This window comes from Enterococcus viikkiensis, from assembly GCF_005405345.1.
In the GTDB taxonomy this organism is placed as follows: Bacteria; Bacillota; Bacilli; order Lactobacillales; family Enterococcaceae; genus Enterococcus_A; species Enterococcus_A viikkiensis.
The window spans coordinates 68,714-82,251 of record NZ_BJDW01000008.1 but is presented as its reverse complement, the minus strand read 5'-3'; the positions used below and the strand labels follow the sequence as shown (position 1 = coordinate 82,251).

The 13,538-nt window shown below is 40.1% G+C and carries 9 protein-coding genes and 3 pseudogenes; 6 read left to right on the top strand and 6 right to left on the bottom strand.

The annotated features are described in order from the left end of the window. Window positions 1-72: 72 nt before the first annotated feature. A pseudogene (brnQ, locus tag FFM67_RS05950) lies at window positions 73-1,170 on the bottom strand (branched-chain amino acid transport system II carrier protein); the annotation flags it as partial. A gap of 475 nt (window positions 1,171-1,645) precedes the next feature. Beyond that, window positions 1,646-2,821 (bottom strand): AI-2E family transporter, encoded by a 1,176-nt coding sequence (locus FFM67_RS05945; protein ID WP_137613663.1) that lies wholly within the window; start codon window positions 2,819-2,821, stop codon window positions 1,646-1,648. Window positions 2,822-3,274: 453 nt separating this feature from the next. Between FFM67_RS05945 and FFM67_RS05940 the strand changes: the two genes are divergently transcribed. Beyond that, on the top strand, window positions 3,275-3,817 hold the full coding sequence (locus tag FFM67_RS05940) for an acyl-CoA thioesterase (RefSeq protein WP_137613662.1): 543 nt from the start codon (window positions 3,275-3,277) through the stop codon (window positions 3,815-3,817). A gap of 97 nt (window positions 3,818-3,914) precedes the next feature. Here FFM67_RS05940 and FFM67_RS05935 read toward each other — a convergent pair whose 3' ends face one another. Beyond that, window positions 3,915-4,637 (bottom strand): hypothetical protein, encoded by a 723-nt coding sequence (locus FFM67_RS05935; RefSeq protein WP_137613661.1) that lies wholly within the window; start codon window positions 4,635-4,637, stop codon window positions 3,915-3,917. A gap of 427 nt (window positions 4,638-5,064) precedes the next feature. Here FFM67_RS05935 and FFM67_RS05930 point away from each other — a divergent pair, with 427 nt between their 5' ends. Both FFM67_RS05930 and FFM67_RS05925 read left to right on the top strand, forming a co-directional pair. After that, complete coding sequence (locus FFM67_RS05930) at window positions 5,065-5,448, top strand: hypothetical protein (RefSeq protein WP_137613660.1); 384 nt, start codon at window positions 5,065-5,067, stop codon at window positions 5,446-5,448. Between the two features lie 82 nt (window positions 5,449-5,530). After that, window positions 5,531-5,785, top strand: a pseudogene (locus FFM67_RS05925) (PfkB family carbohydrate kinase); the annotation flags it as partial. 78 nt (window positions 5,786-5,863) lie between these two features. On the opposite strand, the gene ndk reads toward FFM67_RS05925, so the two are convergent. Next, the gene (gene ndk, locus FFM67_RS05920; RefSeq protein ID WP_137613658.1) at window positions 5,864-6,265 is read right to left on the bottom strand and encodes a nucleoside-diphosphate kinase; all 402 of its coding nucleotides are present in this window, start codon (window positions 6,263-6,265) and stop codon (window positions 5,864-5,866) included. 71 nt (window positions 6,266-6,336) lie between these two features. After that, window positions 6,337-8,718 (bottom strand): phosphoketolase family protein, encoded by a 2,382-nt coding sequence (locus FFM67_RS05915; protein ID WP_137613657.1) that lies wholly within the window; start codon window positions 8,716-8,718, stop codon window positions 6,337-6,339. Between the two features lie 1,199 nt (window positions 8,719-9,917). Between FFM67_RS05915 and FFM67_RS05910 the strand changes: the two genes are divergently transcribed. Next, window positions 9,918-10,232, top strand: coding sequence for a hypothetical protein (locus FFM67_RS05910; RefSeq protein ID WP_137613656.1), 315 nt, complete (start codon window positions 9,918-9,920; stop codon window positions 10,230-10,232). A 226-nt stretch (window positions 10,233-10,458) separates the two neighbouring features. Beyond that, a complete protein-coding gene (locus FFM67_RS05905) occupies window positions 10,459-11,328 on the top strand; it encodes an NmrA family NAD(P)-binding protein (RefSeq protein WP_137613655.1) in 870 nt (289 codons plus the stop codon). A 212-nt stretch (window positions 11,329-11,540) separates the two neighbouring features. On the opposite strand, the pseudogene FFM67_RS12570 reads toward FFM67_RS05905, so the two are convergent. Next, window positions 11,541-11,600: pseudogene (locus FFM67_RS12570) on the bottom strand (hypothetical protein); the annotation flags it as partial. Between the two features lie 1,005 nt (window positions 11,601-12,605). On the opposite strand from FFM67_RS12570, the gene FFM67_RS05895 reads away from it, so the two are divergent. Further along, window positions 12,606-13,385, top strand: coding sequence for a hypothetical protein (locus FFM67_RS05895; RefSeq protein ID WP_137613654.1), 780 nt, complete (start codon window positions 12,606-12,608; stop codon window positions 13,383-13,385). The last annotated feature ends 153 nt before the right edge of the window (window positions 13,386-13,538 follow it).

Genomic DNA, 13,538 nt, shown 5'->3' with positions numbered 1-13,538 from the left:
TACGACGAAGCAGAAGGAATTATATGAGGCGTTAGGGGTTGCCCCTCCCTCGTTATAAATTCCGGGAATTCAGGTTAAAGATAATAAGATCAACGCCAGAGATAACGGATAAAGGAGCATCAAGACAGGCAATGACCATTGGATAATGTTGTCTAAGCCGGCGTTGGCAACCACAAAGGATGTTATTGCGGTGATTCGCAGCCAGCTTTTATAACTGATCTTAGGAAACAGTTTATGGAAGTCTTGGGCAAAAGAAACGAGTAACCCCATCGCGGTAGTAAAAACACCTAGTGTCACTAAGATGCCTAAAAATACACCGCCGAAAGTAGATAAATAATAACGGATTAGCTGAGATAATGCGACACCGCCATTGTCAGAAAGTGGAAAACGACTCAAACTCATTGCACCAATTAGAACCAAACCGAAATAGAGGACGACTTCTAATAAAACACTGAGAGTCCCGGCTTTGGCAGTGACGGCAGCGGTATTTTTCTTGAAGCCCATCGCTTTGACAGCCCGCACGAAGGTCACACTCAACGCAAGTAAAGCAACGGCATCCACGGTATTGTAGCCTTGTAAGATGCCATTGGTTAAACCATGGGTCAGATAAGCGTGGGTTGGCTGATGATTTAAATTTCCCATAGGCTTTAAAAAAGCAATTAGAAATACAACGGCTAATAATGCGAGAAAAATAGTATTCAAATATTTTCCGATATATGCCACGAGCTTGTTTTGATGAAGTGTTAGGAAGTAGGCTAAGCCAAAAAATAGAGCGGTAAATACGAGCATACCGATTCCCAAATAGTGGCTAGGCAAGAAAGGTTTTAGGCCAATTTCAAAGGCTGTGGCTGCGGTTCTTGGCGTTCCAAAAAAAGGACCGATTGTTAAATGAACGAGGACAAGAAACAGCGCAGCGAATTTTTTGCCAACGGGTCGAGCAAGATCGTACAAGCCATCGCTATTTGTTACCACTACTGCCAAAATCGCCAATAAGGGGAAAAGTGCGCCCGATATCGCAAACCCTAGACTGGCGGAAAACCAATGGCTTCCGGCTAATTGACCTAAATGAACGGGGAAGATGAGATTCCCAGACCCAAAAAACATTCCGAAGATCATAGAGCTTAATACGACTAATTCCCGTGTTGAAGGTGTTCTTGTAGTTACTTCCATTACTAATTCCTCCTAAAATATACGTGTCTGATCTAAGCTGTTTCTGATGAATAGCACTAATGTCAATTTCCAAAAATTATCCCCCCTCTCAATAAAAAAAGCCCTTTTCCCGAGATACAACGGGAAAAGGGCTCGAATAATCGAACGGTACCACCTTTTTAAAACTTATTTCACGGACGATGACAGCGATCCGCTAGCCAGATAATGGTGGCAGCCACGATGTTCTACGTATCGACATCGACTCAGGAATGATGTTCAAAATAAATAGGATTGCTGTCTCACACCAATAACAGCTCTCTGCAAACCCTAAGCTACTTTTACTGTTTCCTTCAACGTTTTGCTATGTTTGATTTTTTACTATCATAGCAGAAGTTGAAAATTTTACAAGAATATTCTGTAAATTTTTTTGTAAAAAGTAGTAATCGTACTAAAAAACAACTAGGACCAGTAATGGCCCTAGTTGTAGCTGTTTGCCTTATAAATAATCATCCTCGGAGAAGCCGGTATTACGGTAGGCTCCTTCGTCCGCGAAAAATTTATTATAGCGCTGTTTGAATTTGCGGAAGGTGAAGACGACGAAAAGCTTGATCATGGAGTAGATCGGAATACCGAAGATCACACCGACTAAGCCCAGCAGATCGCCCATGACTAATAAAACGACTAAAATTGTAATTGGATGGATCTTTAATTTGTCCCCCATTACTCGTGGGACTACTAGATCGCCATGGAGTAACTGCACCACGAACCAAGCAATCACGAATTTGACGACCATGAAGGTTGAATCTTGAAAGGCGATGAAAAGCCCCGGCAGAAAGGCTAGGAATGAGCCAATATATGGGATGATACTCAAGATGCCGGCTGCCAGCGCGATGACAGTAGCAAACTGTAAGCCGAGAATCAAGAAAACGACCCAATAAATCAAGCCCAGCAGCAAGGACGCGATGACTTGGCCTTTTAAAAAGGCACCTAGTTGTTGATTGGCAATCTTGACTAAGGCACTGACATCCATTCGAAAACGTGGTGGAACCAGATCCATAAAGGTTTTGTACAGTTTGTGTGGACTCTGAATCAAAAAGAAGGCGATGATCGGCCCGGTAAACAAAGTGATGGCTGTGCTTGAAACGGCAGAGAAAAGCGTGCCGAGGCCTTTCGCGCCATCTTGCCAATTATTTCCCAAGTAAGAAAGCGCATCTTTTGAGAGTTTATCCAATGAGTTTAACGCTTCATCTGAGGAGGCCGCAAACGGTGTCGCGTCTAACAAATTTTTGATGGCTTGTTGGAAATCATCAACATATTTCGGAAATTGCTTGATCAAATCTTGTGCTTGATCTTGAATCACAGGCACGAGTCGGGCGCCACCGAAGAATAGCAGGCCAAAGATCACGACATAAGTCAAAGCGATGCTGATGGTTCGTGACAAGCCTTTTTTACTTAAGAAATTCACGATCGGATTCAACAAGTAATACAAAAGCAGCGCAAAGATCATGGGTGGCAGTACGGTACTAATAATGACTACCAAAGGTCTGAAAATAAAGGAGACAGTATTCAATAAATAAATGGCTAAAGCACTTAAAATAACCAGACCAATCAGGTAGTAGGATGTTTTACCACCAAAAAACTGAATCAGTTTTGAGGGTTTTTCTTTTTCCATAGGGTGGACCTTCTTTCTTCCGTTCATTTTGAAAAAGATGTGTTGATAGCTGATCTATGAGAGAGCCCGCTATATTTTTAGTATACCGAATGTCCGTAAGACTGTATACTTTTGCGAATTTTTGCAAAAAAATGATAAGATAAATGGACGGATAGTAAGAGAGAAATCTATGCCCTTGAAATCAACTTAATTTTTTCGCTTGGAAAAAATAAATACATGAATAGGAATAAGGATGCCAGTTCTTCTTCTTGCGTAAGCAAGAGTAGTAGGATGATATACGGCATGAAGATCAAACTTATTTTTCTGTAAGAAAAATAAATACATTAATAGGAATAAGGATGCCAGTTCTCCTTCTTGCGTAAGCAAGAGTAGTAGAATGGTATACGGCATGAAGATCAAACTTATTTTTCTGTAAGAAAAATAAATACATTAATAGGAATAAGGAGTATACCCATGACTGATTTTAAAACTTGTCGCGATTCGCGCGTAATCCAAACACATCGGATTTTCCCTTTTGATTTGAACCCGTTTGGTTATTTATTTGGAGGAAAGCTGATGACTTTGATTGACGATGCGGCATCCATCTCGATTTCCCGTCATTGCCGCAGAGGAGCGGTAACTGCTTCGTTAGACAATCTAAATTTTTTGAAACCTTTGCACGCCAATGATTCTGTTTGTGTGAAGTCCTATGTTTCGGGCAGCCATAATAAATCGATGGAAGTCTTCGTCAAAGTGATTGGTGAGAACCTTTCCACTGGAGAACGGTATTTGGCTGCGACTTGCTTTACGACCTTTGTTGCGGTACCTTCTCATATGAATCAAGAAACGGAATTCACCGTGCCACAAGTAATACCTGAAACGGATGAAGAGAAGCTGGTTTGCGATGGCTATGAAAAGCGTCGGACGGCGCGACTGCAAGAGCGGGATGAATACAAGCATTTCGCCTCTTTGTTATCGACCGAGCTACCTTGGTCAGATGAAGGCAGCGGGGATTAAGGGGATCATCGCCTCAATGAAAGAACAACTATTTTTGACTAGCCTCAGTGAGTAGCTTTCTCGCTCATTGAGGCTAGTCTTTTTGTTTAAATAGTTATTACCATAGACGCCAATCGATTCTGTGGGGTTCTTTTTCTAACTGCTGATAGTGATGTAGAAAGTAAGCTTTGTTATACTGGCGGGAAAATTCGCCCAAAGGTTGAGAAAAATACAATAGTAGTGGTCGTTTACTTAACAGGCGGGTGAAAGGAGTATCCGGCATCGATAAATAGTCAAGAGGAGATGTTCCTTGAATCGTAAAATGAAAGAGGTCACGACGTATTAAAGCCAAACCGTAGCAAGCAAATTCAGCCTGAAGTAAAACACTTCGACGTAAGATTGGCAGAGCCAACAGCGGACCAGATAGCAGTTCTGCGTAATAGCGGTTGTTGTGTTTGTGTAGCTTTTTTATGGTCAAAGGGTTGATCCAACTAGTGTAGCGAATGTCTTCTAGAGGAAGGAGGGTGAAGTAAGGACAGAACCAAGCAGCTTTATAAAAATTGGTGCAGTTCAGTGTCTTCAAGCACGTACGGATTAGCTTATAATCTGAAAAACAGTGGGCTTCAGAAAATTGCCGCAAGACGGTTAGCCCATTGCTTTCGCTATGATAAATTTTTTCTGCAGTAAAAATTAAGACGCCCCGTTGATCTGGAATTGACACAATACAATGGATTTCAAGTAGACTGGTTGGGTTAAAAGGAATCGCTTGTTTTAAATAATCGTCCCATTGTTGCGACCACTGCTGGTCATCCAGACAGGTTGACAGAATAAATTTGTTCATAAAATAATCCTCCTTCAAAATTTATTTATATTTATAGATTTACTATAAGCTAATAAGTAATGAAAAATGGGTTCTTTTTTTTTACTGAAAGAAAAAAATAAAAATCATTCAAAGTTGAATCATCTATCTGGGAGTAATTTATCCATTCTTTTTGTTTTTCGAAAAAAAAAGAATTTATTACATCGAAAAAAGAACGCTTTTTTTACCTCGTAAATAGGATAAAAAAATAATAGTTCACGCTGAAGGGTATAAATTCAAACGACGGGGAAAAGACCGGGAGTTTTTTTTATGAATGCTAATTTATGAGAATAAATTGGCGAAATAAAAAAACTCATAAAAAATTTATTTTTTGGATACGCATGGAGGCAAAAACATTCGTTAGTAACTATGAAAGGGATATTTTTTTACGAAAGAAGGAGGCGAGATCATGAAAACACATCCTTTTACTGCACAGCAACTGTTTCGGCTAAAACCGATCACATTGGAAAGACGAATCCAAGCATTTTATGACGAAAGCGGTGATGGGACAACGGTGATCAAGCTGGTCCGCTTGCTGCAAATTCGTGATAGAATAGGAACAGAAGATTTGGGAATGCCGTGCTTGACATTGGTTCGAACACTTTATATAGCTCATCCGACGCGCACTATGAAGCGTTATGTCTATTATTTTCAAGCTTATTTTTCGGCTGAGGAATGGGCCTATTTAGTGCAGTCATTTTTTGCGGAACTGCCTTATTTTTTGTTATGGAAAAAAATCCAGACCGTGAAGGCAGTCTGTCAATTAATGCCATATGCCTTCACCGTTCCCTAGTTGCAGGTTAAAGGAGCAGAAAGAGAGTAGCTGAATGAATAAAAAGAGGATTAATTGGAAACGTATGCCTCCAACGTAGAATCTTTGGATCAGCGGTGAGTGTTACCAATCAAAAAATTATGTGATCGACTCAATTGTGGATCGTATTGGTGGTGGAGATGCGTTTACTGGGGGCATATTGCAAGGATTGTTAACCAATGAACCTCCGCAAGAAATCATTGATTTTGCCACGGCTGCGGCTGTCTTGAAGCATTTTGTAAAAGGGGACTGCAACCAATTTAGTCAGGTAGAGGTACGAGCGTTTTTGGAAAATGATAGTGGAAAAATAAACAGATAAATCGAAATCGCAAACAAATGTAGGATAAAAAGAAGTACATGCCAGATGTTAAGCGTGGCGTGTACTTCTTTTTATTCGTCAACTTGGGAAAAATCGTCTAATTTCAATCTCTGCCGATTCAGGAGAATCAGAAGCATGGACAATGTTCTCAGTGGTACCTATCGCAAAATCTCCGCGGATCGTGCCGGGGGAAGCCTCTAGGGCATTCGTTGCACCAATCATTTTTCGGACGATTTGGATGACATTTTTTTCCTCTAAAATCATTACAATCGCTGGCCCTGAAGTCATGTAAATCAGAAGTTCGTCAAAGAATGGTTTGTCCTTTAAGTGGGCATAATGTTCTCTAATAAGTGACTGATCGAATGTCTGTTGCTGCATTTTTTTAAGGATTAATCCGCGGTCTTCAAAGCGTTGAATAATTTTTCCTATTAGTTTCCGCCGAACACCGTCTGGTTTGATAATGACTAACGTTTGTTCCAAGTTGCTCACCCCTTCATAAAATTTTAAACAAAGAGCCTCGATCTCAAAATCAAGGCTCTTTGGTATGTTGACTAACGTTGGTGTTGTGGCTTTTTAAGGGTTTCCCATTTCCAGTTTTCAACTTCTGGAATGTCTGTTCCTTCAGAACGAATAAAGTCGTGGTGGAACTGAAGGGTTTCATCCATTTTAGCTGAAAAATCTGTTGCTTTCAAATCATAGACAGCATTTGCTGCGTCTTGAGCTAAGTGGAAACGATCCATTTCGCTAAAGACACGCATATCAAATGGGGTAGTAATATCGCCGTTTTCACGGTAGCCGTGGATATGGATATTATGGTTATGACGTTCAAAGAAGATATCGCGAACCATGCCTTCATACCCATGGAAAGCAAAGACGATTGGTTTATCCGCCGTGAAGATTGCATCGAATGCTTCATCCGATAAGCCTCTTTGATCAATCTCTGGGTGGCGTAATTTCAAAATATCAACCACGTTGACGAAGCGGATTTTTAATTCTGGGAAATCTCTATTTAAAATGGAGACCGCCGCTAAGGCTTCTAAGTTAGGCTCAGTTCCTGCCGCAGCAATCACGACATCTGGTTCTTCACCATTGTCTGTACTTGCCCAATCAATGACTTTTAAGCCATTTTCGACTAATTCTTCTGCTTCGGCTGCTGAATAGAACTGTGGCCGTGGGTGCTTGCTGGAAACAATCAAGTTAATCACTTGTTCGTCTTGCATCGCCTTATCCATAACAGCCATCAAACTATTAGCATCAGCTGGTAAATATTCTCGAATGAATTCAGGTTTTTTCTCAGCCAAATGGGTTAAGATACCAGGATCTTGGTGAGTATAGCCGTTATGATCCTGTTGGAAAACAGTAGAGGTCGCAATGACATTCAAAGCGGGATATTTTTTACGCCATGCGTGAGCACTGGCCTTGCGCATCCATTTGAAATGTTGGGTCAACATGGAGTCAACAACCCGTAAAAAGGATTCGTAGCTAGCGAAGAAGCCATGACGCCCCGTCAGCACGTAGCCTTCTAAAAAGCCTTCTGCTTGGTGTTCAGATAGTTGCCCATCAATGACACGACCAACAGAAGATTGCCACTCGTCGGTACTGTCTTTCGCTTCCAGCCACTGACGATCCGTCACTTCAAAGACCTTGTTCAAGCGATTCGATTTTGTTTCATCTGGTCCAAAAATACGGAAATTTGTTGGATTTTCAGAAATCAGATCACGAGCTTGCTGACCAAAAATAATCATATCTTGTGCAGTGACAGCTCCTGGAGTAGTCGTATCGATTGCATGCTGTTTCCAGTCAGGCATCTTAATTGGTTTTGGATCAATTCCACCATTTGTGATAGGATTTTTGGCCATTCGCTGGTCGCCTTTTGGTGAGATTGCTTTTAGTTCGGCAACGATTTTTCCGTTTTCATCAAATAATTCTTCTGGACGATAAGAGTTTAACCAGTTTGTTAGCTTGTCAACGTGTTCCATATGCTCTGAATCCACTGGGATTGGAACTTGGTGTGCCCGGAACGTTCCAGAGATTTGCTCTCCAGCCCACGTTTCCGGTCCAGTCCAACCTTTTGGTGTACGGAATAAAATGACTGGCCAATTTGGCATCGTTGCGTCCGCAGCATGGCCTTTTCGAGCTTCTGCTTGAATCGCTTTAATTTCTTCGATCACCGCATCCAAGGTTTTTGCCATCATTTCATGGACTTCTTGTGGATCCGTTCCTTCAACAAAATAAGGATTCCAACCTAATCCTTCAAAGTAACTAGTCAATTCTTCGTTACTTTTGCGAGCTAAGATCGTTGGATTAGAAATTTTACCGCCGTTCAGATATAGAATAGGGAGCACTGCACCGTCGTTAACAGGATTGATGAAAACATTCGAAAACCAGCCAGCTGCTAGTGGCCCCGTCTCTGCTTCACCGTCACCAACCACGGTGGCAGCGATCACTTCTGGATTATCAAGAATCGCACCTGTAGCATGGGAAAGGGCATAGCCAAGCTCGCCGCCTTCATGAATTGACCCAGGCGTTTCTGGAGCCGCATGAGAAGCAATTCCGCCTGGGAATGAAAACATCTTGCACAACTGTTTTAAACCAGCTTCGTTTTCGCCGATCTCAGGGTAGATTTCAGTGTAACTACCGTCGATATATGAGTTAGAAACCATCACTTGGCCACCATGACCAGGGCCCTCGATATAGAACATATTCAAATCGTATTTGTTAATTGCACGATTTAGATGAGCATATAGGAAGTTCTGTCCTGAAATCGTGCCCCAGTGTCCGATCGGATGCGTTTTAAGATGCTCTTTTTGAAGCGGGCGTCTTAATAAAGGGTTGTCCTTCAAATACATTTGAGCAACTGAGATATAATTTGCGGCTCTCCACCAAGCATCTACTTTGTCTAAGTAATTTTTAGAATCGAATTCGGTTGTCATAAACAAACTCCTTTGTAGTAAATTTTACTTTTATACTTCTAGTACAATATACCTTTAACTTGTGAAATTGTAAACTATTTTTTGAAAAAAACGACTTTTCTTCAAAATAGATTTATTTCAATAGAGTTCAAGCTAGTCAGTAGATGAGGTTAAGAGAAGAAAAACGATACTAAAATAACAAACTATTTTTTAAGATAAGGGTCTAAAGTCATTATTTTTGATGATCCAGAAGAAATTTCCACTATTGAAAATAGTCTCGGTAGTGTAAAAAAGCTGGCTTATTTGGTGTTGGTCAGAACGGAAAAACCTTGTGAAATCCCTAGGGATGTTCTAAACGATATTGATCTGATTACATTGAAAATCAAGGATGAACAAGGGAAATGTACTAGTTTTAAGTTAAATTCAGAGCGTAAAAAAGCTATAACAGAATTTAAACAAGAAACTCCCTATACCGCATTGATTTACGGGCGAAAGAGAATATTTCAAGTAACCTAGCTAGTTTGATCATGGAATTAGATGGTTTCGGCGAAATAAATTGCTACCGAACCACTACCGAAAAATGAGAAGAAATGCTGCATGTGGTGAACGATTACAAAAATGTTTTGGCGTTTGGAAAGGAGGAGTATAAGTAAAAAAGGCTTGAAAGAGGCTACCTAATCAAACTAAGAATGGGTGAGTTTTAACCTGTCAGTAACGTGTATGAAAAAAGGTCACAGGAGGTTCCGCACTAGCAGATAATGGACGTGTTTCGTGCAAATAAGGGCATATTGTTCCCCCTTCAATCATATTTTAGCCGCTCCAATTTATTTAAATTGGAGCGGTATTTTGTGGACTTTGCCGCGTTATGGAAATGATTAATTGAAAGAAGACACGAACTTTTACGAGTGCTGGAAAATCCATTTGTTCTAAATACTTGTCAAAATCTGATTCCTCAAACGGCATTCCGTTAGATGAGAAAAAAAGGCTTACGTTATCTAAAAGGAGGTTTTTGATTAATTTGAAAGCAACAGAATTTTTGATCGCGATAAACAATGATCGGTTTCTATTTGAAAAACACTTATTTTATGGGATGAAGTATGCTCTTAGATAAACTATTTTTTAATAACTATCGTTTTAATTGCGATTTATTTAAAATTGTTATAATCTTACAACATTGATTTTAATCTATTTGTAATCAAAATTTAAGGAGGAAAACATTTATGATGAATATGGAAGATATCGCTATTCCAGCAGTGCCTACGATTACTGCTGAACACAAAGAATTAGTAGAAGCCGCACGAGCGACGTTATTAGATAAGGGCAAGGCGACCCCTTTTGCTTTATTAGGAACCGAGGAAGTAGTCGGAACAAATTACTGGATTCTTTGCAGAATTGAAGTTCCTGAAACAAAGGGTGACGAGATGCTGACGGTCTACAAAATTTATCAAAGCCCGGAAGGCGAAGTATCCTTGGTTGAAGCTTCCGCATTCGAGTTCGAGACAGCTTACAGTGAATCCTTTCGATTTTCAGCCTAAAAAGACGAAAGCAAGCAATGGACTGGCATGAGCCAAACAGGAATCCATTGCTTTTTTTTGCGTGTTTCGTTACTTGAAGTTAAGGAGAAAAGTGTATATGTGAGGGAAATAATTTGATTTGAAATGAGACCACTGCCGGTTGTTCCTCAACAAACCAGATAGTTGCGCTTGTTGCAAAAGGTCATTAGACTGATTTTGTAAGTAAAACGTGAATGGAGGAAGATCTATGAAATACACTGTGACAGGCGCTACCGGTAATCTCGGCAGTCGGATCATCGCCCAATTGTCCCAACAAGTCGCAACAGATGAATTGCGCGCGATTGTGCATACTCTCAGCAAAGCAACCTCTTTGGAAAAACAAGGGATCGAGATTCGTCAAGGCGATTATCTGGACGTTGACAGCATGACCGCCGCTTTGGAAGGGACCGATCTGCTGATTTACGTGCCCAGTAAAACTTATCTTGTAGAGCAGCGGGTCCATGAGTTAGAAAATAGCTTGAAGGCGGTCAAACAAGCCAAGGTCAAAAAGATTATTTTCGTCAGTTTCTTTGCGGATCAAGAAAACAATCCATTCGTGATGTCGCCTTATTACGGCTATGCGCCTCGCCGGTTGGCTTCATCCGGCTTAGAATATGCTGTCGTGAAAAATGCCTTGTACGCCGATCCACTGGTCCCGTATTTGCCCGAATTGATCCAACGAGAAAAATTGATTTATCCAATTGGTAAAGAAGCCATGAGCTTCATCTCACTAGATAATAGTGCTGAAGCAATCGTAAAACTTGCTCTCACCCCAGCGCTTAGAGACCAAGGTCAAACTTATCTTCTAAGCCAAAAAGAGCCTTATACAATGGATCGATTAGGAGAAATCATGACAAATGTGACCGGTAAAAAAATCGGGTACGAACCTGTCACCTTGGAAGAATTCTCGGAAATCTACGAATCCGATGGCGATAGCGAAGAACTTTCATCGATGTATCGCGGCGGTGCGATGGGCTTATTAAGCGGTGTGTCGGAGGACTTTCGAAAGATCACAGGACATGAGGCGGAGACGATGGCGGAATTTTTGGAGAGAGGGTATGGGGAGATGAAGGATTAGGGATTTTTTTAAGATGAAGTAAAAAGCTTCGATAATTAAACAATAAATAGCTGAATATAAGTTATCTTTAGGAAAGTACCAACCTCTTTGAACTTTCAATAATAAGACAAAAGATAGCGACCAAATCCAATTGGATCTTGGTCGCTATTTATTATATATTTTTTCTTCTTTGTTGGCCGAAGCTCTTGATTATGGGAATCGATCGCGAGTAGTCAGAATGCCAACGAACTATTATTAGTCTGATAAATCAGTAGCCAATCATTTGCAATATGTAATTCTCGTAAACCGTCTACGCTTTCTCTAAGAGCATGATCCTTCTATTTTGTTTCAAAGTTTCTCTGATCTGAGCAATTAGTAAATCGAATGCTTTTTCGAATGTTTTAACGTCGTAATTAATTTTAAGTGGCTTAAAATTTCTTTTTTTGATCAGTGTTTGTCAAATCTTCATCGAGTAAGGCAGTCCTTCATGAATACCTCTTTGGTATTAAAAGTCTCGTATTCGCTATTTTACATTTCTGCGTTAGATTGTGCTAAGTTATCATTTTTTGCCGTCATTTTAAAGTGAATTCCGTATTTTTTTACGACTTTGGTAAAATAAATTTTGTACGTGTCATCAAATCTAAGCCTCGTTCATTAAAAACTTCCACTTAATGAATTCATTTAAAACATGTGCTACTATTAACAGTTTGAAACGTTGGCATAGCAAAAATTATGCTTTATTCTCTAAAATGATCTCTCTGTTATTTTTCACAGATTTAGTTTTGAGATGAATTAATATCAATTTAAGTCGTCTAGAAATTATTCTTAGTGTGTACTTGGTATTTAGTATCAAATCTTAGACAGCTTTTCGTAGAGATAAAAATAAATAAAACTTATCTATGAGAGGATGGATGTTATGAGCCGGTCCGAAGAAAATTTCAAATAGATGATTGTTGAGCTGAATCCAGCTGAATGGTCTGTTCAGACAGTTGTTTCAAAAGAGAGCATCTTAAATCAGAATTTTCCTACTAAAACTATTAAGGATAATTTTTAAAAAGGAACGAATCAAATCTTAGCTCATCAAACAAATCTACTTAAAAAATAGTATTGTCGAAAAGTTTGGTACTTTCAAGATCCCTTTTGTTCCTTTCTTTTGCAGTCGCAAACGTGGTTTCATTGAAATTTTTTCTATCTTTTTTTGTTATTCATTTCGTGATAAAGTTAGTCTAGACGATAATAAATGGAAGTCATTTTCTTCTTAAATAAGAAAGAATGTCATTCATTTTGGAGGGATCATAATGAAAAGAAGCAGGTATTTGGTAGTGGGTCTTTTTTCAGTATTTTTATTAGCAGGATGCGGTTCAACAGAAGGAAAGGAAGATTCAGCTTCAAGTAGTACAGCAACGGTATCCTCAACGAGTAGTTCCTCAACTTCGCAAACAACTTCGTCAACGAGTGTTTCATCGACTTCAGAAACAACCACATCAACAAATCAATCATTGGCAACGACGGAAGAAACAACGAGTCAACCAGCTAATGTTGCAAGTAAAGGCGCCCAGCTCAATGACGCACAAAGAAATCAAATCAATCGGGCGTTTCTAAATTGGGCGAGTCAGCGCGCGGCAATCGGGAATATGGCGGTCAGCGAATGGTTCTTTGATCATGGTGCAGCTGGACAGGGCGACTGGTACGCTAACACGCCGGATGGGCAAGTCCAAGTCCAAAACAATAATAGGCCTGGGAAAAATGCGTTTCCGATTCGTGCGATCGGTGGTTGTATTTTTTATACCGCGAAAGATGGTGGTATCGGTAGACAAGAATTGTTTGCGGATTCTTTTGCGGCCAATTATTCGGTTAAGCTAGATCATACTAAACCGGTCAGTAAATATTTGTTAGGGGATAATGGCGTTGTTTATGAATTAAAAACAGGCAATGGGATGCCGGTAAGTACCAACACGGGATTTGGGGAATATGCGGATGACGGGAGCCAAGGGAGCTACACACCGGATTTAAATTTCCAAGTTTCAGAGGATCAAGCGGCGCAAGAGAAAGTAACAGAATTGATTCAATCTTATTGATGGCGGTTCCCGCTGAGCGTAGCGGCTGTTAAAAAGGGCAGTTGAACTGTGTTAAAACGTGAACTACAACGTGTCGGTGTTGTTCATGATGGATTCCTTTCACCTTAAATAAAACTGACTAACAATCAGCTAAATGATTTGCCATAATTTTAT